Source organism: Falsihalocynthiibacter sp. CO-5D18, from assembly GCF_041205445.1.
Classification (GTDB): Bacteria; Pseudomonadota; Alphaproteobacteria; order Rhodobacterales; family Rhodobacteraceae; genus Falsihalocynthiibacter; species Falsihalocynthiibacter arcticus.
Genome location: NZ_JBGFCF010000001.1, coordinates 368460 through 392735, shown reverse-complemented (window position 1 = coordinate 392735; position 24276 = coordinate 368460). Strand labels below are relative to the sequence as shown.

At 53.3% G+C, this 24276-nt stretch carries 23 protein-coding genes; 12 read left to right on the top strand and 11 right to left on the bottom strand.

The features are described 5' to 3' along the window. Positions 1 to 19 precede the first annotated feature (19 nt). The 5 genes from AB9F27_RS01785 (at position 20) to AB9F27_RS01765 (ending at position 4098) form a co-directional block, all read left to right on the top strand. Positions 20 to 850: an IclR family transcriptional regulator gene (locus AB9F27_RS01785; protein ID WP_335584755.1), complete on the top strand. Its 831-nt coding sequence runs from the start codon at positions 20 to 22 to the stop codon at positions 848 to 850. A gap of 68 nt (positions 851 to 918) precedes the next feature. Further along, positions 919 to 2052, top strand: a complete 1134-nt coding sequence (locus AB9F27_RS01780) for an extracellular solute-binding protein (protein ID WP_335584754.1) — start codon at positions 919 to 921, stop codon at positions 2050 to 2052. 12 nt (positions 2053 to 2064) lie between these two features. Beyond that, entirely contained in the window at positions 2065 to 3195 is a 1131-nt protein-coding gene (locus AB9F27_RS01775) for a CaiB/BaiF CoA-transferase family protein (RefSeq protein WP_335584753.1), read from the top strand. A gap of 53 nt (positions 3196 to 3248) precedes the next feature. Continuing rightward, complete coding sequence (locus tag AB9F27_RS01770; RefSeq protein ID WP_039001205.1) at positions 3249 to 3614, top strand: helix-turn-helix transcriptional regulator; 366 nt, start codon at positions 3249 to 3251, stop codon at positions 3612 to 3614. Continuing rightward, positions 3607 to 4098 carry an SRPBCC domain-containing protein gene (locus AB9F27_RS01765; RefSeq protein ID WP_335584752.1) on the top strand — a complete coding sequence of 164 codons (492 nt, stop codon included), beginning with the start codon at positions 3607 to 3609 and terminating at the stop codon, positions 4096 to 4098. Before AB9F27_RS01770 ends, AB9F27_RS01765 begins: the two co-directional genes overlap by 8 nt. A gap of 45 nt (positions 4099 to 4143) precedes the next feature. Here AB9F27_RS01765 and AB9F27_RS01760 read toward each other — a convergent pair whose 3' ends face one another. Together AB9F27_RS01760 and AB9F27_RS01755 are read right to left on the bottom strand one after the other, a co-directional pair. Next, positions 4144 to 5439: a D-tagatose-bisphosphate aldolase, class II, non-catalytic subunit gene (locus AB9F27_RS01760; RefSeq protein WP_335584751.1), complete on the bottom strand. Its 1296-nt coding sequence runs from the start codon at positions 5437 to 5439 to the stop codon at positions 4144 to 4146. Further along, a complete protein-coding gene (locus AB9F27_RS01755) occupies positions 5436 to 6398 on the bottom strand; it encodes an SIS domain-containing protein (protein WP_335584750.1) in 963 nt (320 codons plus the stop codon). The genes AB9F27_RS01760 and AB9F27_RS01755 overlap by 4 nt, the downstream gene beginning before the upstream one ends. A gap of 178 nt (positions 6399 to 6576) precedes the next feature. On the opposite strand from AB9F27_RS01755, the gene AB9F27_RS01750 reads away from it, so the two are divergent. Further along, positions 6577 to 7350: a DeoR/GlpR family DNA-binding transcription regulator gene (locus AB9F27_RS01750; RefSeq protein WP_369757476.1), complete on the top strand. Its 774-nt coding sequence runs from the start codon at positions 6577 to 6579 to the stop codon at positions 7348 to 7350. Between the two features lie 17 nt (positions 7351 to 7367). Here AB9F27_RS01750 and AB9F27_RS01745 read toward each other — a convergent pair whose 3' ends face one another. From AB9F27_RS01745 to AB9F27_RS01730, 4 genes are all read right to left on the bottom strand, one after another. Continuing rightward, the gene (locus AB9F27_RS01745) at positions 7368 to 8678 is read right to left on the bottom strand and encodes a TRAP transporter large permease (RefSeq protein ID WP_039001201.1); all 1311 of its coding nucleotides are present in this window, start codon (positions 8676 to 8678) and stop codon (positions 7368 to 7370) included. Between the two features lie 2 nt (positions 8679 to 8680). Next, a complete protein-coding gene (locus AB9F27_RS01740) occupies positions 8681 to 9172 on the bottom strand; it encodes a TRAP transporter small permease subunit (protein WP_335584748.1) in 492 nt (163 codons plus the stop codon). Positions 9173 to 9235: 63 nt separating this feature from the next. Beyond that, the gene (locus AB9F27_RS01735) at positions 9236 to 10231 is read right to left on the bottom strand and encodes a TRAP transporter substrate-binding protein (RefSeq protein WP_335584747.1); all 996 of its coding nucleotides are present in this window, start codon (positions 10229 to 10231) and stop codon (positions 9236 to 9238) included. Positions 10232 to 10686: 455 nt separating this feature from the next. After that, entirely contained in the window at positions 10687 to 11628 is a 942-nt protein-coding gene (locus AB9F27_RS01730; RefSeq protein ID WP_335584746.1) for a hypothetical protein, read from the bottom strand. Between the two features lie 285 nt (positions 11629 to 11913). Here AB9F27_RS01730 and yghX point away from each other — a divergent pair, with 285 nt between their 5' ends. After that, positions 11914 to 12801, top strand: a complete 888-nt coding sequence (yghX, locus tag AB9F27_RS01725; RefSeq protein ID WP_335584745.1) for a YghX family hydrolase — start codon at positions 11914 to 11916, stop codon at positions 12799 to 12801. 69 nt (positions 12802 to 12870) lie between these two features. Here yghX and AB9F27_RS01720 read toward each other — a convergent pair whose 3' ends face one another. Further along, on the bottom strand, positions 12871 to 13698 hold the full coding sequence (locus AB9F27_RS01720; protein ID WP_335584744.1) for a MipA/OmpV family protein: 828 nt from the start codon (positions 13696 to 13698) through the stop codon (positions 12871 to 12873). 335 nt (positions 13699 to 14033) lie between these two features. Here AB9F27_RS01720 and AB9F27_RS01715 point away from each other — a divergent pair, with 335 nt between their 5' ends. The 3 genes from AB9F27_RS01715 to AB9F27_RS01705 are packed head-to-tail and all read left to right on the top strand — an operon-like array spanning position 14034 to position 16930. Next, a complete protein-coding gene (locus AB9F27_RS01715) occupies positions 14034 to 15545 on the top strand; it encodes a glycosyltransferase family 39 protein (protein WP_335584743.1) in 1512 nt (503 codons plus the stop codon). Further along, entirely contained in the window at positions 15546 to 16550 is a 1005-nt protein-coding gene (locus AB9F27_RS01710) for a glycosyltransferase family 2 protein (protein WP_335584742.1), read from the top strand. Next, positions 16550 to 16930 (top strand): GtrA family protein, encoded by a 381-nt coding sequence (locus tag AB9F27_RS01705; RefSeq protein ID WP_335584741.1) that lies wholly within the window; start codon positions 16550 to 16552, stop codon positions 16928 to 16930. The genes AB9F27_RS01710 and AB9F27_RS01705 overlap by 1 nt, the downstream gene beginning before the upstream one ends. An 89-nt stretch (positions 16931 to 17019) precedes the next feature. On the opposite strand, the gene AB9F27_RS01700 is transcribed toward AB9F27_RS01705, so the two are convergent. Beyond that, entirely contained in the window at positions 17020 to 17394 is a 375-nt protein-coding gene (locus AB9F27_RS01700; RefSeq protein ID WP_039001195.1) for a glycine zipper family protein, read from the bottom strand. Between the two features lie 438 nt (positions 17395 to 17832). On the opposite strand from AB9F27_RS01700, the gene AB9F27_RS01695 reads away from it, so the two are divergent. Then, positions 17833 to 18153, top strand: coding sequence for a hypothetical protein (locus AB9F27_RS01695; RefSeq protein ID WP_335584740.1), 321 nt, complete (start codon positions 17833 to 17835; stop codon positions 18151 to 18153). Between the two features lie 81 nt (positions 18154 to 18234). Beyond that, on the top strand, positions 18235 to 21759 hold the full coding sequence (locus AB9F27_RS01690; RefSeq protein ID WP_369757475.1) for a S8 family serine peptidase: 3525 nt from the start codon (positions 18235 to 18237) through the stop codon (positions 21757 to 21759). Here the strand turns inward: AB9F27_RS01690 and AB9F27_RS01685 are convergent. From AB9F27_RS01685 to AB9F27_RS01675, 3 genes are read right to left on the bottom strand one after another with little or no spacing between them, the layout of a single operon-like run. Next, positions 21756 to 22370: a nucleoside/nucleotide kinase family protein gene (locus AB9F27_RS01685; RefSeq protein ID WP_369757474.1), complete on the bottom strand. Its 615-nt coding sequence runs from the start codon at positions 22368 to 22370 to the stop codon at positions 21756 to 21758. The genes AB9F27_RS01690 and AB9F27_RS01685 overlap by 4 nt on opposite strands. Next, positions 22367 to 23137: an ATP-binding cassette domain-containing protein gene (locus AB9F27_RS01680; protein WP_039000432.1), complete on the bottom strand. Its 771-nt coding sequence runs from the start codon at positions 23135 to 23137 to the stop codon at positions 22367 to 22369. The genes AB9F27_RS01685 and AB9F27_RS01680 overlap by 4 nt, the downstream gene beginning before the upstream one ends. Beyond that, a complete protein-coding gene (locus AB9F27_RS01675) occupies positions 23137 to 24198 on the bottom strand; it encodes an ABC transporter permease (protein WP_335586962.1) in 1062 nt (353 codons plus the stop codon). The genes AB9F27_RS01680 and AB9F27_RS01675 overlap by 1 nt, the downstream gene beginning before the upstream one ends. Between the last annotated feature and the right edge of the window lie 78 nt (positions 24199 to 24276).

The following is a 24276-nucleotide window of genomic DNA, read 5'->3' as shown; positions in this document are numbered from 1 at the left end:
CTTTTGCAGGGAAACAGGTATGAAATTTCAAACTGAAGGAGCGCATATGCCCAAATCTGATAGCGACAATCAAACGGCGAAGTACAACGCTCCTGCCCTGTCCAAAGGCCTCGATATCCTCGAACTTTTAGCCAGCCAAAGCAAAGGCATGAAAAAGTCCGAGATCGCCAAAGCACTGGATCGCTCCATCAGCGAGATTTTCCGCATGCTTGCCGTTCTATCGGAACGTGGCTATGTGGCGCTTGATCAGAAAAGCGAGTGCTACTCTCTCACGCCGCGCCTATTTGAAATCGCCCATCGTCACCCCCCGATCCGCCGCCTGAACGCGATCGCGGGCGAGGTCATGGAGGATTTGGCCAGAACGCTTAACCAATCTGTACACCTCGCGATTTTGCATAATTCCGACATCCTCGTCATTGCCCAAACCGACCCTCCTGGCAACAACGTCACCTCGGTGCGCCTTGGGGCGCGGGTGCCACTTATCCTTACGGCTTCGGGCGCGGTTTTGACGTATCAGAAAACCCAAAAGGCCCGAAACGCCCTTTGCGCAAACCTCAAAGACATGCCCGCCGACGCGATGGACCAGTTTGAGCGCAACATTCTCGCCACCAAAGCAAACGGCTATTGCGAGAGCCCCTCAGCGGTTATTCAGGGGGTCTACAATATCTCGGTCCCAGTATTTTCCTACTCGGGCGACGTGATCGCAGCCATCACGGTTCCCTTTATTAAACGGCTAGTCGCTTCAAATGACGCCACTATGGAAGAGACCCGCCTTGCCCTCATTCAAGCAGGAAAACAAATGTCGCATTTGATTGGTGCTGGGGCTTCTGACTTTGAGGAAACTTCATAAATCATATATAAAAATATGTTTTACTTCTGAAACTATGTGCCGTAACCTCTCTAAAACCGGAGGGCAAGATGAGCACAACTATCCACCTAAAAGGCATGACTTGGTCCGACCCGCGCGGATACGATCCCGTGGTCGCCGCCGCACATGCCTTTTCGCAAAAACACCCGAATGTCTTGATTACATGGGATAAACGCTCGCTTCAGGGGTTTGAAACCACCCCCGTTGACGAACTCGCCGCCGCCTATGATCTGATGGTTATTGACCACCCGCATGTTGGTTCTGTGGCAGGCAAAGGCCATTTACTGGCACTCGACGAACACGCATCTGAGGCCAGCCTCGCAGCGCTGGCAAACGAAACCCTCGGCAAAAGCTACATCAGTTATAACCTGCACGGCCACCAATGGGCCCTGCCCGTCGACGCCGCGACACAGGTGCAAGCTTGCCGCCCTGACCTTACCGAGCGCGCCACAACATGGGCGCAAATCGTTGATCGTGCCCGCGAAGGCGCCCTGCTTTGGGCGCTTCGTTCGCCTCATACCTTGATGAATTTCTATACACTTGCGGCCAATATCGGCCATCCCTGCGGTTCCTCCCCCGACGAGATCGTGAACGCGCAAGTCGGGGAAAAGGTGTTTGAAGCCCTTTTCGCAGTCTCCGACCATGTCGATCCTATGTGTTTTGATATGGACCCGATCGCGATACTTGACGTCATGGCCACCGAAGATCGTTTCCACACATCGCCCTTTATTTACCTCTATAAAGGATACAGCGACGCGGCCTATCGCCCCCATCGCATTGCCTTCACCGACATCCCGACCCTCGGAAAATCGGGCCCCATTGGCTCCGCTCTTGGCGGCACAGGTCTCGCGGTTTCCGCCAAGACAAAACACCCCGAAATCTGTATCGACTTCGCGCTTTGGGTTGCGGGGGCGGATTGCCAAAGCACGCTCTATACCCAATCGAATGGCCAACCAGGGAACGCGATGGCGTGGGGAAACGCGGCCGTCAACGCGCCCATCATGGACGCCTATTTCAACACCCGCCAAACCCACGAATCCGCTTGGTTACGCCCTCGTCATGATGGCTATATGGGATTTCAGGAAGACGGCTCCGCCATCGTTAACGATGTTCTACAACATAAAACCACACCCGCAAACGCGATGCAGGCGCTCAACGCGCGCTATGCCGCCAGCTTCGCTTAGAAAGACCGTTTCATGACCTACGACGCCCCCCTCAAAGGTATCCGCATCCTTGATTTCAGCCAGTTCCTCGCGGGGCCTTATGCTTCGTTGCGGCTGGCCGACATGGGGGCCGAAGTTATCAAAGTGGAGCGCAAAGGCAAAGGCGACTTGTCGCGTTATCTCTATGTTTCCAATGTGATGATCGACGGCGAAAGCACGATTTTCCACGCGATCAATCGCGGCAAATCCTCGGTCGAGCTGGACCTAAAACAAGATGCCGATCGCGAGAAAATTATGGCGCTGGTCGACAGCGCGGATGTGGTGATCCAAAACTTCCGACCGGGTGTGATTGAGCGCCTTGGCCTTGGCTATGAAAACGTTAAAGCCCGCAAACCCGATATCGTTTACGGCTCGATCTCGGGCTACGGAACTGGACATGACTGGCAAAAACTGCCCGGTCAGGATTTACTGGCGCAGGCCCGCAGCGGCATCATGTGGCTGTCAGGTGGCGGCACGGATGGACCCGTGGCAATGGGCCTTCCCATTGCCGACATTCTCGCAGGGGCTGCCCTTGCACAAGGCCTCCTAGCGCTTTTGTTCCGTCGCGAACGCACTGGCAAAGGCGGCCTTGTGGAAACCAGCTTGATTGAAGCGGTCACCGACCTTCAGTTCGAGCTTTTGACCACCTTCCTCAATGATGGCGGCATGCTGCCCCAACGCCCCAACAACAACCCCGCCCACGCTTATCTATCCGCCCCCTACGGCGTGTATCGCACCGAGGATGGGCATATCGCGGTGGCGATGAACGACCTCAAACACCTGTGCGACTGCCTCGATCTTGACGCAGCGTTCCACGATCTTGACCCCTTCAAGCATCGCGATTCAATCAAAGCGGAGCTGGCAAATCATTTGCTTTTGAACACCACCGATCATTGGATGACGGCCATGATCGCAGCCGATATTTGGGCCGCCCCCGTGATGGATTGGAACGGATTGATGGGGTCTGGCGTGCTACAGGAGCTTGATATGATTGCCGATTTGGAACGTGGTGGCGAACATTTCAAAACACTTTCCGCGCCGCTGCGCATTGATGGGGTGCGTCCCAAAGCGCTAGGTGCCGCGCCGCTTTTGGGCGCCAATAATAAGCTCCTAGAACGGGAATAAACAACGCATGCTGGGAGTTGACACAGCCTTCCCTGCAATATAACTTTTTGGTTATGAAACCAATTAGCTATGAAGCAACAACCCTAGATGCAGTATTTTCGGCTCTTGCGGACCCCACGCGCCGCGCCATTCTTGCCCGTCTGGCCCATGGGGAAGCGACGGTCAAAGAACTGGCTGCGCCGTTTAATGTCAGCCAACCGGCGATTTCAAAACATCTAAAAATATTGGAAAACACCGGGCTAATTGCGCGCGGCCAAATCCGACAAAGTCGGCCTGCGTACCTGCGAGCGGAACCAATGAAAGAGGCCATGAACTGGCTAACAGAATTTCGTCGGTTTTGGGGGGTGAGTTTTGACCAACTCGACCACCTATTAGAAACACTAAATGACGACGGAAAGGACACCCACGACCATGAGTAACCTCCCAGTATACCAGTATAATCGCGAATTTGAGGCCCCCCTTGCCAAGATTTGGAAAGCGTGGACGGATCCAACACTTTTGGCTGTTTGGTACGGTCCGGGTGTTGAAACGATCATCCATGAGTTTGATCCCAAGGCGGGCGGGCGCTGGCTTAATGAGATGAAATGGGGTGAAAAATCTGATTTCAGCCGAATGGATTTTATCGAAGTAGAAACGGCCAAACGGATGGTGTGGAACCACTCCTCCACGGATAAGGACTGGAACATTCAGCCCAGCCAAATGATGCCTGACTGGCCCAAAACGCTTCTGACAACGGTTTCCTTTTCCGACAAAGGTGACAAAACCAAAGTGCAGTTGGAGCAAATTCCCGTGGACGCAACGGAGGCAGAAATTGCCTGTTTCACCAAAATGATGAGCAACATGGACAACGGTTGGGGCAAGGGCTTTGATCTTCTCCAAACGTTGATTTCCGAGAAGACTTAACCAAGATTAAGGGCCAAATCGCTTCGGCCCTTATATCTCTAATGACTATCCAAGACTATTCCGACAGGCGTTAGTATAAGGGGCAAGCGCGCGCCTCACACTTGCGAGGGCCAAATCTTTGGCAAGTGCGGGAGTCTCACCAAGGGCAACCGATTGATACTGACATGGCATAAACTGGCTGATCAACGTCTCTGGAATTTGCAGACCTTCGAGTGCACCAAATAGCGCATCCACCGCTTTGACGGCTTCTGGATTCGTCCAATAATAGCGGATGCGATCACTATAACTATAGTGCCGCTGGATTTTCTGGGCGGCCTTGGTGCCCGTGTAATAATCCTGCCAGTATTCGGGTTGCGCCAGCATGATCTGCTCTAATTTTGCGGGCAAGGTTCCTGCGTCATACCCCTCGCAAATTTCCCCGGCGATTTGATCAAGCGCGTAGTAAGCTTCGCGCAATGCAAACGTCAGCCCCGGCCCCACTTTGAGGATGGCAAAACCGCCCGTTACAAGCGCGCGCAGGGCTTGCGGCGTTTGATAATCGGTTGAATGCGCTTCAAAAACCACACGCGCGTATTCCTTGCGCCACGTGCTGAGTGCGCCCGCTTTTTCTGGAACAAAGTGGATAACGTTGGCATGGCCAAATTCCACGCCTGGTTGCACGACAACGCCAATGGAGCGGGCAAAAGCCTCCTCAAGACCAAGCGCTGCAAAGGCATTCTGATGCAAAACCATAGTTTCGCTTACGTCCTCGCAGGTCGTAACCTCGAGTGTGTCGAGTTCTTCTGATGCGCCTCCGGGAACCGGCACTTCGGTTCCGATGATATAGGCGGGCGGCAAATGCCCTGCCGCTAGGGCCGCGTCATCAGCGACTTTCGCTAGTTCTGCTGCGCGTTTTGCGATGGTTTTTGGCGGCAACGGATTTACATCATCCGCACAGGCCATGCTCGCGTCCAAGTGGATTTTGGAAAACCCCGCGCGGGCATAGGCTGCCGTCATTTCACAGGCTTTTGCCATCGCGTCGGATGCGGGAAGTTTGCGCCATGGATTCGGCCCCAAATGATCGCCCCCAAACAGGATGCTATCGAGGGGAAAATCAACGCTGGCCGCGATACCCGCCACAAATTGGCGGAAGTCTTGTGGCGTCATGCCTGTGTATCCGCCGTCCTGATTGGCCTGATTACAGGTCGCCTCAATCAAAACAAATCCGCCATTATCGGCCGCCTCCAAAAGGCTCGCCTCAATGACCATCGCATTGGCGCTGCAAACGGACGTAATGCCAACAAAGTCCTTTTGGTTGTGCTGTTCTGGAAGGGCGAGCAAGTGATCTAGGGCGTGTTTCATTGTGTCTCCAACATGACAACTTTGGTGAGGTGGCGCGGTGTCGTTGTATCGATTCCTTGCGCGGCGGCATAGCGTTCGCCCAACAATTGCAGCGCGGGAAGGCACTCAACACCCGAAAAATCCCCTGCACTGGTAACATCTAGCGAGATATCCCCTGCGCCGCCGAGCCCTAAAACCCAAGCGCCTTTTGCCTGTAGTTCCTGAACCAACGCCGCTTCATCAGCGCGGGTATCTGCATGGTACAGCATCACAACAGCGGTGCGTTCGTCAACGAGGCTGATCGGGCCGTGCCGGTATTCGCCCGGATGAAAACCCTGTGTGTAACAGATCGCCATTTCTTGAAGCTTGAGCGCGCCTTCGAGCGCAACACCGTAATTTGCACCGCCCCCGAGAAAAACAAAATGTGTGCGCTTGGCGTAAGCGTCCACGGAAACCGCATCCAAGGCCCGCATGGTTTCCTCAGCGCGACCTGCCAAAATATCGTCGATCTTTAGGCCCGCCATCGCGTAGCCCGCCAACAGCATCAAACTCGCAGATGAGGTCATAACAATCCCCTCGCTGGGATGCGTTTCAAACTCCACCGCGATGGATGCGGCCCCACTTAACGCGGACTTCGGAGCACAGGTAACGCCAATAGTTTTTTGGCCCCGCGCTTGGCTTGCCAGCACGGCCTGAACTGTTTCCGTGGTCTCACCGCTGCGAGAAAGGGCGATAACTTCGACGTCCCCCGTCCCCTTCGCGAGGTAGGCCTGTGGGCGCACGATCCATTCGCCAGCGGGTACGGCAATGGCACGAAGACCGTTGGCATTCATCGCGGCGGAGACCGCCAGCGCAAGGTTGTAGGATGTGCCGCATCCAACAATCACGCGCGTACCATTCATGGGCGAAAGCGGCGCGGGCATTTGAGCTGCGCGCCAGTATTGGAATTGTCCAAAGATGCCTTCAAGCGTCGGGTTCATATTGGTTTCCTTATGTTAAACTTTGGCGCGCTTGCCTTCGACTGCGTCACAGGCGTCACAGGCGTCACCCCGCGGCATCAGGTTTTCTCCAAAATACGCAAATAAAGATCACAGTCAATCATATTTATGATTGAAATTGACGCATCCCTGTGTCAAAACTAAAAGAAACGGGGATTTTATGACAACTGACCGCCATTCTGACCTGCTCCTGCTCCTTTTGGCTAAGGGGCAAACATCCGTTCAAGACATCGCGACATCCCTTGGAGCCTCGCTCGCGACTGTGCGGCGAGACTTGATCGAATTAGAGCAAATAGGCAAAATAGAGCGGCGGCACGGGTCCGCGCGCATCGCGACAGGGGCGCACAAGGAACTGGCATTTTCGGCACGGGAACAGGCGCAGATCGAGGCGAAACGCTCCATCGCCTATGTTGCCGCGCAGGAAATCCAGCCCGACGAAACGCTGTTTTTAGACGCGAGTACAACCGTCCTGCAATTGGTGCCGCATATTCGCAATCTGAATGCACCCATCAAAGTTTTCACCAACGGCTTGGTTGCAGCTCAAGAGCTTGCGCATATTCCCCATGTCGACCTCACCCTCATTGGCGGGCGTGTACGTGCCGAAAACCTGTCGATGGTTGGCGCCGCCGCAATTGCGATGATGGAGGGGCTTTGGTTTGATCGTTTGTTCCTCGGAGCCACCGCAATAGACGACGAAGGCCGCCTCACCAGCCTAGAATCCGAAGAGGCCGCAATGAACGCGCAGATGATTAAACACAGCGCGAATGTGACGGTTTTAGCCGATAGGAGCAAGTTTGGACACCGCGCAACGCATGCCGTCGCGCGGCTTGATGCCAAACACACGTTGATTTCCGAGTGCAGACCAGAAAGTCCACTTGCTGGCTACATTGCGCGCGCGGGCCTCACATTCAAATTGGCAGATGTGGACGCCTAGATGCGCAATTCGGGCCCCTAGTTAAAGGTTTCGGGCATGACCATTTTTGGCAGCCACAGCGCGATCTCTGGGAACACGATGATGAGAAGCAGGATCGCGAGCATTGGCAGTAGAATAATCACAACGTCGCGCATCACCTGCACCACATTCATGCCGCCAATCGACGCAGATATCAGCAAACACAGCCCATAAGGCGGCGTCACGAGGCCAAATGCGAGGGACACAATGCCGATAATAGCAAAGACGATTGGATGGATATCGGCGGCAGTTGCAACAGGCAATAGAACCGTGCCCAGAATGATAATCGTTGGGATCGCATCAATAAACAAACCAAAGAAAAGGAACAGGCCAGCGATCACGAGGGCGGTTCCGAACGATCCGAACTCAAGGCTCGTCATGAAATCCACGATCAGGCGCGGCACGTTAAAGAAGGCCAAAAGCCACCCGAACGCAGAAGCCGTCCCAATCGCAAACAGCGAAATCGACGCGAACCGCCCCGTGTCATAGAAGATATGACCAAGGTCGCGCACCGAAACGGTCCGATACACAAACATGCCAAGGATCAAGGAGTAACCGGCCGCAATAATGGCGCTTTCTGTTGGGGTAACAATACCGCCAACAATACCGCCAATGACCAAAACGGGGGTCATCAAGGCAAGGAACGAGCCCTTAAATGCATGCCAAATATCGCACAGGCTGGGCTTACCGATGATGGGGTAATCATAAACTTTGGCATAGCCATAGACCGTAGCCATCAAGGCGACGCCGATCATTAACCCCGGCGTCGCACCCGCCAAAAACAAGGCGCCGACAGAGGTTTGCATCACTCCGCCCCAGACGATCATCAAGATGCTCGGCGGAATAATAACGCCCATTACCGATGAGCATGCCGTGAGCGCAATCGCGAACCGCGTATCGTACCCTTCCTTGACCATCGCTGGGATGAGGATTTTACCACAGCCCGCCGCGTCGGCCGTTGAGGAACCTGAAATTCCGGCAAAAAGCATCGACACGGCGACATTCACATGCCCAAGACCGCCGGGCATCCAGCCCGTCAAAACGCGCGCAAGGTCGATCAGTTTATCGGTTATTTTCCCCGAATTCATCAAGTTGGCCGCAAGTAAGAAGAAAGGCACAGCCAGCAAAATAAACGAGTTATAGGATTGAAACATCCGGTCCAAAACGATGAACGGGGTCAACCGCAAATCCAGCAAGACGATTGGGATTGTCGCGATCCCAAGCGCAAAAGCGACGGGAATGCGCATCGCAACGAGGAAAATGAACCCACCCACAAGAATGGCGCAGGCGAGACCGGTTGAAACAATCATGCTTAAACTTTCTGAGTAGAAGCGCGGTATTCCGCGACAGCTTCATACAGGCGATAGCCCGTGAAAAACATCCAAACTACACCGGTAATTGGGACTGAAATATAGGTAATCATCATATTCGCACGCATCATGACCGAATTTTGAATGTAGCCAAACTTGGCGTATTCGATCCCGTACCACGCGAAAATAACGGCAAATGCTCCGACCATAACAAGGACAAATCCGTTTTGAATGAGCTTGAGCAGTGGATTTCTGGCGTCAGGAATAACGCGCACATCAAAATGAGTTCCGTCCCAAACGGCGACCATAGCTCCGATCATAACCACCCAGACAAACAGGAATGTCGCCAGTTCTTCGGTCCAAAGATAGACAGGGATAATGCCAGTATAGCGCGCTATGACTTGCATCCCGACCGGAATTGCCAAAGCGGCAACAAGGAAACCGAGTAAGAAACGAAGACCGTTGCAGAAGGTATCTAGAAAGCGTCCGAACATAGGGCCCTACCGATCAATGGATGAACCCCCAACGCTTGAAAACGTTGGGGGCAAAGAGAGCGATTATTGCTCGCGGATTGCTTTAAGAAGGTCGGTCGCGCCCAATTCGGTCGCATATGCGTCCTGTACGGGGATCACCATTTCCAACAATTTGTCGCGATCAGCAAACTCTAAAACGGTAATTTGGCCCGCATCGATCATCTCTTGCATTTTGAGACCATCTTCGGTGCTTTCCAAGTTGCGACCAAATGCGCCAGCTTCGGCACCCGCTTGAAGAACCGCGGCTTGAAGCTCTTCTGGAAGTTTACGGAAAGTTTTGCCACTCATAACGATGGGCCGCACCGTGATGGCATGGCGGGTCAACGTGATGTTTGGTGCGACTTCGTAGAACTTGAGGTTCTGGATCGACGCCGCTTCGTTTTCAAATCCAGCAATCACGCCTGTCTGAATCGCGTTATAAACCTCGTTATAGGCAATTGCCGAAGGTGCTGCTTGGATCGCAGAGAAGATTTGCGCTTGGATCGGAGCGCCCATGACGCGCATCTTGTGACCCATCAAATCGGCCATATCCTTGACCGGCTCTGCGGACGCCAAATTGCGGACACCGCCCCCCGTATAACCGATAATTTTGATGTCAGCTTTTTCAAGCAACTCATCCTCGAGGGGTGCCATAACACCGCTTGAGAGGGCTGCATTCCAATGGTCCAAATCGCGGAAAAGGAACGGCATATCCATGAGGGGGATCGATGGGGCAAAAACAGCCATATTGGACGGCGCCATAACGGCATAATCGATCGCAACACCCTGCTGCAAGAACGTCACGAAGTCGCTTTCGTCCCCAAGCTCGCCATTCAAGCGCAGATCAAACTCAACATCACCATCATATGATTCAGCCACGAGTTCTTCAAACTGTCTCAGTGTTTTTGTATAGGCATGATTTTCATCAAACATGCTCGCGCCGCGCAACGTGATCGTATCGGCAACGGCGGCAGAAGCGAAAAGCGCTGACGCCGACACAGCGCAAACTGCGATGCACTTAAAAGATTTGTAAAAAGACATGTATTCCTCCCTAGAAACTATATGTGACTCCCTCAATGTTGAGCGGCGTCGCCAACATCTATAAGCGTCATATTTGTAAATCGTCAACAAAATTTGTTAAATTTTGGAAAATAAACATGTCGATCCACATATTTTGGGCAAGCACCATTTCTAGCCAACCCTTTCAAAATGGTCCCATTGATTAAAGGGCTCACTTCCCAGACGTCATAGGAAGCCGTGACAATTTCCACGCCCTGTTGGCCATCACGACTAGGCACATAAAATAAAGGGACATAGCGGACCTGCATTCAGAACTGCAACGGCCGCACCAGAAATTGGCCAAACCATCCGCTGTCAAATGGTTCCCCGACCAACGCCGCACTATCGGGCTTCGAAAAGGTCGCAAATTCCCCTCAAGACGTGGGGGAAAAGATAAAAAATCTATTTTTTGTAAATATTTGTAACCGACCCAAAATCTAGGAATGTGACGATTTAGTTGCCTTACGCAGCAACCGAGCCCAATGTTTGTCGTATACAAACCCCCAGTCGCAAGGAAATCTGCGGAGGAGCGGTTCAAGCGCGGCGATCCAGTTTTGAGTGGTTTCAAGGGGATCCGTCGGTGTGATAACGTCGCCCAAATGCAGCGTCAAATATTCGGCCGTTTGCTCAACCATCACCGGAAGGATTGCGGCATCACATTTTGCAGCAAACCGAGCAGGCCACCCCACAACCCCCGCTGCCTCCCCAAAAACGATAGCGCGGACAGTATCGGTGTTCTTGTTGACAGGAGCATCGACAGGGGGCGCCGTTTTGATCCGATCCACCACACCGACCACGATCTTGCCTTGCCGAAGTGCCTTGAGCACCGCGCGCGCCACAAGCGCATCACTGTTGCGCCGCACGTCAAATAACTCACAGCCGATATGAGTGTAATATGGCCGCTGTGTGATCGCGCGCGACTCTTTTGCGGGTTCGCGCACGAGCATCAACGTTGGGTAGCGCGCGGCCAAGGCGCGCACCATCAGCACCGAACCATGACAATGCGGCATGACCAGCAACACGCCCTTGCCTTCCTGTAGTGACGCTTTAAGCCGCGCCTCTTCTGGGATCACGAGCAGTTGATCAATTTCATCCGTTTTCCCTAACCGCAAGCGCTCCATCCGACGTAACGCCAGAATAAATCGCTCTACGAAACCTCGATATATCCGTCGTGGCGGGCCTTGCGACACAACCTTTGACAACCTCAAAGCTGTTTCCTTGAGCGGACTGCCCGGTAGGTAATATGCAGCCCACAACACGCTCCGAACGATGGAATACCCAACATCTTGAAAAGGCTTGGGTGCCGTTGCGAGGCGTTTTGTCCCGCGATCAACGGAAAACCAGATACGGTCTTTGAATTTTGTAAAACTAGATTCCAATTATCTACACCTGCACCTTTCGCCCCCCTTTGAGAGCCCACGCATTGGCGGTCAACTATTGCCCCATAGGACCGTTTTGAAACGATAATTGCAACGCAACGCACACTCTGTAAAGGCTATATCCGACACCCAATGCACCCTGAGACCCCCTATTGGAGCCAGAAAATAAGTGGACTCCGGTGAGAATTCGACCATAATCTGGGCTTGGCCAAATCCTCAACAATGGCCTATTTTTGTGTTTTGAACGCTGTATTTTGACATTCAACAACATTGGGAGTTCCTAAAATGAACCGGAAAAAAGCATCTGATTTCAACCCGAAATTACTCGAATTATACGACGGATACGTTCATGGGAAAATGACAAAACGAGAGTTCCTGTCCAATGCGACCCGTTATGCTGCGGCGGGTGTCGCTGCCACGGCAGTCCTTGAAAGTTTGCAACCAAATTATGCACTTGCACAACAAGTTGCCCCCGATGACCCCGACATTGAAACGATGACGGTGGAGTATGAAAGCCCCGAAGGTCATGGTACAATCAAAGGTCTTATGGCAAAGCCGGCCGGTGCTACTGGAATGCTCCCCGCCGTTTTGGTTGTGCATGAAAATCGCGGTTTAAACCCCTATATCGAAGACGTCGTGCGTCGACTGGCCAAGGCGGGGTTTCTTGCGTTTGGCCCCGACGGATTGACACCGCTTGGCGGCTATCCCGGAAATGATGACGACGGGCGCGACATGCAAAAAGAACTCGACAGCACCAAACTGATGGAAGACTTCTTTGCCGCCTTCGAATTCCTTGTGGATTACGAACAAAGTACGGGCAAAGTTGGGGTTGTGGGTTTCTGTTATGGCGGCGGTGTGTCTAACGCATTGGCGGTGGCCTATCCAAATCTGGCGGCGGCTGTGCCTTTCTATGGACGCCAACCCACGGCCGAAGAGGTGGCCGCGATTGAGGCCCCCCTCCTCATCCACTACGGTGAATTGGACGAGCGCGTGAATGCAGGTTGGCCCGCCTATGAGGCCGCTCTGACTGCGGAAGGGAAAACCTACGAGGCGTTCATTTATGAAGGCGTAAATCACGGGTTCCATAACGACACAACGCCGCGCTACGACGAGGCCGCAGCAACACTGGCATGGGATCGCACCCTCGCCCATTTCGAAAAATACCTAAATTAAGCTCATCATAGGCATCTGCGTAAATGCCGGTGCCTATGAGATTTTGTGGCAATGTTTTAATCGAAACCTTTAGAAATCGACGCTGATGCGACGTGTAATGCCGACTTCGATTTTCAGGCTTTCGTCCGACCCGCCAAGGACGATTGGCGAATTCCCAGCGTCGCCCACGAAACGACTATAACCAGCAACAGCTTCAATCCCCCAACGTTCGTTGAAATCGTACCGCGCGCCCAACACCACGCCAGCCGAAACGAGTCCGCCATTCGGGTCGTATTCAGAATATTGGCTCGCGGCGGGCTCGTCCGCTGTGACCCCAAAATATGTCTGGGTATATTTGTCGCTCCCAATCAGCAATCGGGGGCCGAGCGTCAGTGTCCACCCTTCGGCGGGAGTTGCTATAACGTCAAAACCAGCCTCGCCGACAAAGGATTGGTGCCCAAAGAAGCCATATCTAACATCGGCAAAGCCGCGAAAATGTTTTTCCTCGTAGCCAACCCCAAAGCCAAATTCCTGTGTCCAATCCACATCCGATAAGCCGGCCAACTCAGGGTAATCCGCCGAATTCCGTTCGCCGATAAACCGTGCCGAGCCGCGTAAGCCCCAGCCAGTCCGATATCCAACGGTCTGTCCTGATCCGTACTCAAACCCATTCGGGAACCGAACATAGTCAAATCGAACCGAACCTCCCGGTCCGTTTTCCAAATCTGAAGACCCGAAATACGCCGACTCTCTTTGAGCGCCAAGTCGTATCCCAATAACCATATCTGGGTCCGCAGAATCCAAATACCCATTCTCGTCGAAAACACTGAGGGTTTCTTGCGCCACAGCCGGCAAAGCGAGCAACGAGGCACCCAGCGTAATCCAGATGCGCGTGTCGGAAATTTTGAAGCGAGCCAAATGAAACCCCTGTTGAATTTGAGAAGAAAGCCGGAATAACCAGCCTCAATCCTATCACAAAGCACGAACAAATAACTTAAAGAAATCCACCCCTTATGTAGAGTTTTCCAGATGGGTATTTCTAACACATACCCTTGTTTTACTATCGGTACCTTCGGGGATCAAAAGCCCCGCGTCCCTAGAATTGATCGATCCTGTCCAACACATTTACATTGTTCAAAACCGTAACCATTTATTTTCTAGGGGAAAATTGTTGATTGTTGCGACACGCCCCTTCGCTTAGACTTCCCAAAAAACTGGGATGCAGGAAGCTTCCCTTAGACTTAGGGAACATCATGGCTTCTTTCGGCGACGCAAACACCGTGCAAAACGAGCCTGAACCGGCCACACTCCACCTCAAAGTGACCTATTTGCCGTATATCTACGGTAGCCTGTTCCTGCTTTTCATCACACGAATCGTCGCGATCTTTCTATTGCCGCTGACGGATACCACCGAGTCGCGCTATGGCGAGATCGCCCGCAAGATGATTGAAACCCGCGATTTCATCACCCCACAGTTTGATTACGGCATTCCGTTTTGGGGCAAGCCGCCGCTACATACATGGCTTTCTGCTGCGGGTATAAACCTCTTTGGCGAAAACGAATTTGGCGCGCGCATATTTATCTTTCTAGCGGCGCTCTTGCTGCTCCTTTTCTTCTATAAGTGGGCCAAAACCATTGTTGGCACCAACGCCGCCTTGATCTCTGTTTGCGTCTTGTCGTCCACAGGGTTGTTTTTCGGGGCGTCGGCATTTGTTATGACAGATCTGGCGATGGCTTTTGGAACAACCCTCTCAATGATGGCGTTTTGGTCGATTACCACACAGGGAAAAGCGGCGCGTATCGCGGGGCATCTCTTCTTTGTCGGGCTCGCAATTGGCATGCTGGCTAAGGGTCCTGTTGCGGTCGTCCTTACCGGTATTCCAATTTTTCTATGGCTGCTGATCGGCTGGCGCTGGCGCGTTTTGCAATACCTGCCGTGGATCACGGGGATGTTGCTTGCCGTCATTCTCACTGCTCCATGGTACTATCTCGCCGAGCAGAAAACACCCGGCTTCCTGCGGTATTTCATAATCGGCGAGCATTATGAGCGGTTTGTTGTCTCAGGGTGGCAAGGCGATTTATACGGGTCGGGACATTCGCGCGCCAAGGGCAGCATTTGGCTGGGTTGGATTCTGGCGGCTTTGCCGTGGTCACTTATTGGCGGATACGTGTTGTTTTTCCCGCGTAAATTGCGCGCGGCGTTCAGGCTGGATAGCGCGGGTCTTCGCTCCTACTTGCTTCTGTGGACCATCGCGCCGATGATCCTCTTTACGCCTGCGGCCAACATTTTGGCGTCCTACGTCCTCCCCGGCCTGCCCGCCGCGGCGTTGTTGTTAACGATACTAACCATCGATATTTTTGGCGCCACACCGACGAAAACAGTGCGCATTCTGTTTGGCTCTGGGATGGCACTCATGATCGGCGTCTTTGTGCTGCTCTGTGCCGTCCTTGCGATTTCTCCCGACAGTCTGGACCTTCGCTCCCACCAGTCGACTGTCAAAATCGCATCCCAACGCGTTGAGGCCCCCGTCTTTAACCTTTTGGGTGGCAGAAGTTATTCTCTTGAGTTTTACACCAAAGGCAAGGTTCAGGTTTTGGCGGATTTCGATGCGATTTCCGGCCTAGCTGACAATGGTAAGGCCGATGTCCTTCTTGTCGAACCGCGGCAGAAAGCGGAGGTTGAACAGGCCTTCGGTGACAGGTTCACATACCTTGGTGAATTCGGGCGCAAAGCCGTTCTGATCGAAAAAATTGAGGGTAATTAGATGAATGCCACGAAAACACATAAGGCCCCCGCAATCGACACGTCAGAATTGACGGTGAATCCCCACCTACCCGACCTCTCCATTGTGGTGCCTGCGCATAATGAGGAAGGCAATATTGAGCAGACCATCAATGCGATCATGTCGGAAGTGGTGCGCCTCAATATTTCCACTGAAATTATCGTTGTCGATGACGGAAGTGCCGACGCCACCTTCAAAACCGCAAGCAACATGGGCCAGCATTTCCCCGTTTCGGTCCTGCGGTTGTCGCGCAATTTTGGTAAGGAGCACGCGATTTCGGCGGGGTTGAGCGCGTCCACCGGCAATATCGTGGCGATCATCGACGCAGACCTGCAAGAACCCATTTCCTATTTAGAAGAAATGCTGGGCGAGCTTAAAAATGGCTATGAAATGGTCTATGCTGTGCGCGGAAATCGCGACGATGAATCCGTTCCAAAACGTTTATTTACTTCGGCGTTTTACAAGCTGCTATCAATGGGAAGCGATGTTGTCATCCCGCAAGACGCCCGTGATTTTCGCGTGATGAACCGTAATGTTGTCGATGCTTTATGTGCCCTACCCGAACGTAACCGCTTCATGAAAGGGCTATATGGATGGATTGGTTTCAAGACCAAGGCTGTCCCTATTGAAATGAAACAACGCACCTCTGGGCGCTCAAGTTTTGGTTTCAGCGCCCTTTTCAAACTGGCCCTCACGGGTATTACCTCCTTCACCAATTTCCCGCTGCGGGTTTGGACGGGTGTCGGGAGTGTTTTGGCTATTCTCTCAATTCTATATGGCCTTTGGATCTTCGCCAAAACCATCATTTGGGGCGTTGATACCCCCGGTTTCGCTACGATTACCGTCGCGATCTTCTTTTTGGGGGGGATTCAGTTGATCTCAATTGGGGTGATTGGCGAATACCTTGCGCGCGTTTTCACCGAGGTCAAAGGCCGCCCCGGCTTCATTGTCGCCGAGATTTCACGACCAGAAAATCAGGACGATTGATGCTCAAAAGTGTTCTGAAATTCGGACTCGTTGGCGGCTTGGCAACCTTGGTTCATATCACGGTTGGCATCCTGTGGATTCGGTTTGGATTGAACCCTTTGGTCGCAAATTTCCTCGCCTATATTACCGCGCTTATTGTGAGTTTTTGGGGCCACCACAGCTTCACCTTTAACAATCACAACCTCCCCTTGGGCAAGACGGCACCTCGTTTCTTAACAACGTCGGCGCTCGGGTTTTTGCTGAATGAATTGATCTTGGCGAGTCTTGTCGGGCTCAATCTTATGTCCCCGTCGAGCGCCCTCGCTTTGGCCACTCTTTTGGTCGCGGGTTTCACATATCTGTTGAGCAGGCGCTGGGTTTTCAACGGTCCCTCACACTAGTTCGCCGCCACCTATTCCTAGGCAGCGGCGATAAGGACGTCTTTAGAAACGCTTCGTGTTTAAGCCATGCGACGCACAGCTTAGATCGATCAACCTACGACGTTATAGCCGCGGCCGCGCATACAGTTTCTAACCAAGACTTCGCGGTTAGAGTTGTTCTGGAGTGCGCTCCCAGTAGCGCCGACGAGCGCTCCGATTGCGACACCACGGCCAGATTGGTACGTGCTCCCTTTTGAAATCGCGGATGCGGCGCCACCAACGGCAGCAGCTGTTGCGACCGTACCGATAGTACCTTCGTCAACAAGTGGCTGGGAGGCCGCGAGGTTTTGACATTGCGAGAGATCGTAGTTGTAGTTTGCACTCACTGGCCCGTCGATGATCGGCGTATAACCCGCCCCTGTATTCGTACATGCGGTGGCCAGGAATAGAAGTGGCACGACTGAAATTTTCGTAAGTTTGAGCATGTTAATTCCCTTCAGAATTTTGATGACCTTGGTATCTTGTTCACTGAGGGGTTTCCTCAGCATACGTTGACTGAAACCAGTCTAGCCTAACCACTAGGAGCAATCCACTCAATTTCTCGAAATGGAGCGCCTGCCGTAGCGGTCGCAAAAACGGCAAATTACCCTTACCTTTCAAACTATTAGAGCAGATGCTTTCCCAACATCACGTGCCATTGTTATCGGATATCAGCCCGAAGAAATTGGATATCAGCCCTAACCTTCAGCAAAAAATTGCTATTTCAAGCGGAAGAAAAATTCCCAATACCAACTGCCGTCTGAGCAAGAACAAAAAATTTTAATTACTTAGAAAGCGCGTTGGTCAAAACAATATGGATTAAACCGCCCTCTCAGCCTACATGTTAACACATTGTTAATAAATGAAATGGGCGGAACTATCAGATGATTAGGAAAACATCATCCATTCTCTGCCTTGTTTTGGCGGTATTGAGTGCAAGCCTCTTTGTCCGCCATGCATCGGGTGAGAATATAACCGCACAGAATAATGGCCGTGAACAGGTGACGGTTTCCGGCTCCCTTGTTACGCGGGCCAATGGCGTTGACTGCCCGCAAATCAAAACCAAAGACGGAACGCTCATCGCTATTTCGTATATTTCGCCAGAAATTCCGATTGGAACGCACGTCGTTGTAAGCGGATTTTACGCCATCGTAACCGACTGCCTCGGACCTGTCGTCGTGGCACAAAAAACCACTGTATTTTAACGAGGACGGAAAACCCAAACGTCGATGCCCCCCTGCCGGTCGCCGTTTGAGTTTTAAATTTTACCAAACAAGGATTTCCGAATGCCCCATCCAATTGTAAATGACCCAATGCTGAGCCAACAATGGCATCTTCGCAATTCGGGGTCTGGGCTGTTTGATCTTAATATCGTTGGCGCCAATGGGATTGAGTCCCTTTGGGACGACTATACGGGCGCAGATATCAACGTATTCGTCATCGACAACGGATTTGACTATACTCACGAGGATTTGGCGGCCAATTACGCCACCCTTCTCGACTATAATTTCACCGATGATGATGACAACCCCTTTGGCATCGCAAGCAATTCGCATGGCACTGCGGTCATGGGTATCATTGGCGCGGTTGGAAATAACGATATCGGCACAACAGGTATCGCCTATGAAGCTACGCTGGTTGGGTATCGGATTGAAAACTTCATTGGCGACGCTTGGTTGCAAAATGTCCGCGACTCAATCGCGAGTGCCGCGACGGGTGGCGCTGATGTGGTGAATATCAGCCAAGGCATCGCAAACGACACCAGCTCTGAATTCGGCATAGGATACGATGCGACGCGATTCACCGAGATTGACGCGTCGATCAGCCTTGCCGTTTCAACGGGACGCGGCGGGCTTGGAACAACCATTGTTAAATCTGCGGGCAATTCGCGTGGGGCCCATTATGATGTCAATTCTGACCCTTGGACCAACAACACCCAGCAAGTCGTTGTCGCCGCCGTTGATCAGGACGGTTTTATCTCCAGTTATTCGTCTTATGGTGCTGCCAATCTGATTTCCGGTTTTGGCAGCTCGGGCGAAGTTGTCACCACGGATCGCACCGATAACGAAGGCTATACCACCACAAACTACATGAGCACGTTTAACGGCACTTCGGCTGCGGCACCAATGGTCGCGGGCGTTGTTACCCTCATGTATGATGCCGAGGAAGGTCTTGGCTGGCGCGATGTCCAGACGATTTTGGCCTATACGGGGCGGCACGTCGGCAGTGTTGTCGACAACGCCACGTTTGCAGGTTCCGAACGCACACCGTGGCACTTTAACGCCGCCGAGAATTGGAATGGCGGCGGTCTGCACTACAGCAATGACTACGGATACGGCCTTGTCGATGCGCATGCGGCGGTACGGTTGGCTGAATCATGGCTCACTATGGGAGCCGCACAAACAAGCCTCAATGCGCGGGGGAGTTTGGCAAGCGTTGCCGTCGCGGCCACGATCCCTGACGAGAATGCCACCGGCACCAGTTTCGAACTCCAAGGCGGGGAAGCTATTTTGGTGGAACGGGTCGCCGTCACGCTGACGTTCTCGACAACGTTTCTGGGTGACATGGTGATTTATCTAACCTCGCCGGAGGGAGAAGAGCACCTGTTAATCGCGAACCAAGCGGGAGGTGCCGTTTTTGACGGCGCTTATACGTTCGAAAGCCAAGCTTTTCGCGGCGAACGGAGCGACGGCACTTGGACTGTGCGGATTGCAGACGTTGGGCCAGGCGACATTCTAACTGTTTCGGACATTGTGCTGACCACCACCGGATCAGAGATTTCCGCCGATGACCGCTATATCTTTACCGATGCGTTTTCCGATTATGCAGGCATAAGCAACCACCGTGTCGCCTTTGACGACACAAATGGCGGCGCCGACTGGATCAATGCCGCTGCGGTCACAACGGGGGTAACCCTCAATTTCGCCACAGGCACAGGGGTGATTGACGGCGTCGCCATAACCGTTTCGGACGTTGAGAATGCCTATACGGGCGATGGCAATGACCATGTCGAGTTAGGGGATACCGCGACAACGGCCCATCAAATTCACCTTGGGCGCGGAAATGATTCCGTGGAGGTGACAGCCGAGACCATCGACGGCCTCTGGAACACTTATGACGGCGGACAGGGGAACGACACGTTCTATTTCCACGTTGTTTCACAGTCGTCGGGGCATGTTATCAACTTGGAAGATGGCGTCATAACCCATGACGGCGTGGCCCAAGCTTCGGTTGCGCGTTTTGAGAATGTCAACGTATCCGGTGCTGCTGGAAGTATCGGCACTTCCGCTCAGAACGTGTTTTACGCTCAAGGGAATTTCGGCAATACAATCGACGGGCGCGGCGGAAATGACTTCATCAACGCGGGGGGCGGCAACGACTATCTCATTGGCGGGCTTGGGGCGGATTACCTCAATGGCGGGAACGGATTTGACCGTGCAGAATACTTGGACGCGACAACTGGCATTCGCGCAGACTTGCAATATTCCAGCGCAAATACGGGTGAGGCCGCAGGAGATACATATATCTCCGTTGAGGGCCTTGGCGGATCTATCCACAATGACATCTTACTCGGAGATGCGGGCGGAAATTCCCTCCTTGGGCGCGCGGGAAACGATGGTCTTTATGGCCGAGGCGGTACCGACACACTCTATGGCCAAGCGGGTAACGACCATCTGGAGGGCGGCGAAGGAAACGACGCATTATATGGCGGGGCCGGAACGGATGTCGCACAATACACCTATGCCACAAGCGCTGTGTGGGCCTTTCTCGAAACGGGGGGGACCCTTGGGGATGCTGCAGGGGACACATATTTTTCGATTGAAAACCTCTCGGGATCCAACTTCGACGACCGCCTCATTGGCGATACTGGTGCAAACACGCTTGTAGGTCGCTTCGGAAACGACGTCATTTTCGGACGCGACGGCGACGACGCTCTTGTTGGAAACCAAGGCGATGATCGGCTTGAGGGGGGAAATGGGGCGGACGTCCTTTATGGCGGCACCGGCATGGATCAAGCGCAGTATTACTACGCCACAAGCGGTGTGCGCGCCGATCTCGTTTTAACGGGCACCAATACGGGGGCTGCAGCTGGCGACACGTATCATTCTATCGAAAATATGGTCGGCTCTGGGTTCAACGATGTGTTGGCTGGCGATGGGACTACCAACACGCTTTGGGGCGTGAATGGAAATGACTCGCTCTTGGGACGTGGCGGCAATGACACGCTCATAGGGGGCAACGGGAACGACTACCTCGACGGAGGTACGGGTTCCGACAGGCTCTACGGCGGATTGGGAATTGATCGCGCAAACTACATTAATGCGGCGAGTGGCCTACGCGTCGATTTGCAAATTACGTGGTCCAATACAGGGGAGGCCGCAGGCGACACTTACTTCTCCATCGAAAACATTGGCGGCTCCAACCACAACGACCTTCTGATCGGAGATGCGGGTGCGAATTTGCTTCTTGGGCGCAACGGCAGTGACACGCTCTATGGCCGAGAGGGTGTTGACAGGCTCTATGGTCAATACGGCCAAGATCGCCTCGCTGGTGGCACAGGAAACGATTTCCTAAATGGCGGTGTTGGCGCGGATACATTTGTTTTTGGCACAGGATCGGGAAGCGACTTTGTAGACGATTTTGTGGTGAATGTGGACAGGATTGAGATTTGCTCGGGCGCAAACAACTATTCCGATCTGACATTCACCACCGCAGGAGCGGACACGATCATATCCTTCTCGAACGTGGCCATTCGACTGGATGATGTTTTACCGGGGCAACTCGACGAGGGCGATTTCGCTTTCGTCTAGTCCAAAAGGATGTCCGCTTTCAACGGGAGTTTGGCGATGAGGTCCGCGTTCACCAGATCATTGCCCTGTGCCCGTATGAGGGCCGCCGCGGGCGACAGGCCCTGCCCTAACCAGCGCTCTAGGAGGCGTTGCTGCAAGATATCCCGTGACACCTTCAGCCGAAGAGAGATATCCCAAAAGGCCACCAAATCCCGCCAGTCTTGAGCATCAAACAAAAGATAATTCCCCTCGACGATCACTGTGTCACAAGCCTTATCGACGCGCCCTTCTGCGGCAATCGCGGCATCCAATGTGCGATCAAAAATTGGGTAGAAAACCTCATCCTCAGTCTGAATCCGCGCGACTAACATCAGAAACCCCCTGACATCAAAGGTTTGCGGAGCGCCCTTTTGGGCAAAATTTCCCTGCGCGTGTAATTGCGTGTTGCCCAGATGAAACCCGTCCATTGGTAAAACCCGCGTGTCACACCCCGCCGCCGTCATCCGATCGGCCAAATCCTGTGCAAGGGTGGATTTCCCGCTGGCGGGTGCCCCCGCGAGCGCCACAAGGCGCCGCCGCCCCTTGCGTGGAGCGGCGAGGAGTGTGGTGCAAATCGCGTCAAGGTCCCTCATTCAGAACCTTCCGGTGCGTCTTTTGCGCCGGTCATAAAGGCCACGGCATCCGACATTGTATAGTCTTTGGGATCAATAACACACAGACGTTTGCCCAACCGATGCACGTGGATGCGATCCGCGACTTCAAACACATGCGGCATGTTGTGACTGATGAGGATAATCGGTATCCCGCGCGATTTCACGTCTTGGATCATCTCAAGAACTTTTCGACTTTCCTTGACCCCAAGGGCCGCTGTTGGCTCGTCCAGAATAATAACCTTGGAGCCAAACGCCGCCGCCCGCGCCACGGCCACCCCTTGGCGTTGCCCGCCAGAAAGGGTTTCCACGGCTTGGTTGATGTTTTGGATGGTCATAAGGCCAAGTTCCGTGAGTTTTTCGCGCGCCGCTTTTTCCATGGCAGGGCGATCCAATTGGCGCAGGAATTTGCCGCGAAACCCCTTCTTGAGGAGTTCGCGCCCCATAAACATATTATCCGCAATCGACAAAGCGGGTGACATGGCAAGGGTTTGATATACCGTCTCAATCCCTTCCTTACGGGCTTCAATCGGGGAGGCAAAACCGATCTTTTTGCCTTCGAGAAAAATCTCGCCTCCGTCGGGTTGCACCGCGCCAGATATGGCCTTGATAAGGGTGGATTTTCCAGCGCCATTGTCGCCAATTACCGCCAGAATTTCGCCCGGCATAAGATCAAAGTCACAGTTATCAAGCGCCGTGACGCGGCCGTAGCGTTTCACCAGATTGCGGGCGTATAAAATGGGTTCCATCAGACTGATACCTTTCTAATCCACTGGTCGACGGCCACAGCACTAATGATGAGGACGCCAATCAGCAGATATGTCCATTGTGCGTCGGCTCCCAACAGGCGCAGCCCCATACTAAAGACCCCCACGATCAACGCGCCAAACAACATACCCACAACCGAGCCGCGCCCGCCAAAGAGCGAGATGCCGCCAATCACAACCGCTGTGATACTTTCGATATTTGCCAATTGCCCTGAGGTCGGAGACACAGACCCGATCCGCCCGATCATCGCCCATCCGGCGAAGGCGCAAATTAGCCCAGACAACATATAAACCGAGATCAATGTGCGCTTAACATTCACGCCTGAAAGCTCAGCCGCGTCCGGATCATCCCCGACAGCATAAACATGCCGCCCCCACGCGGTTTGGCGCAGGACATAGGAGAGGAAAAGAACCAGCAGAACCATGAACATGGTCCCGAAGGTAAAGACCGCGCCGCCAATTTCCAGCTTTTCCCCGAACAAATGCAGCAATGGTGCGTTCTCGGAGATGTCTTGGCTGCGAATAGTTTCATTGGCCGAATAAAGGAAATTCGTCGCCAAAGCGATTTGCCACATGCCCAAAGTCACGATGAACGGCGGCAGTTTAATATACGCCACAAGCCAGCCATTAATGAATCCGACAGCCGTTCCCACCGCAAGGCCTAGCACAATCGCGAGTTCAACAGGCATCCCATAGCGGAAGGTAAATTGGCCCATCACGACCGAGCTGAGCACCATGATCGCCCCGACGGAAAGGTCGATGCCCGCCGTCAAAATGACCAGAGATTGGGCCGCGCCCACAATACCAACGATTGTGACCTGTTGTAAAATCAACGTCAGTGCGAAGGGTGAAAAGAACTTTGATCCCAGTAAAATGCCGAAAATCGCAAGGGAGGCCACCAAGACCACCATGGGAACCAAAGACGGCGTTTCATGCAGCGCATGTTGAATGCGGCGCATCGGGGACGTGTGGTCTTGGGAAAACGACGCAACAGTATCAGGACCGGCGACAGTGGTTTTCGGTTCGTTGGATAGGGGGGGCATGGGAAGCCTCTCTGCCAAATGTAGCACAAAAAGGGGCGGGCCTTGGCACGCCCCTTTCACAGACTGAAGGTTTTATGG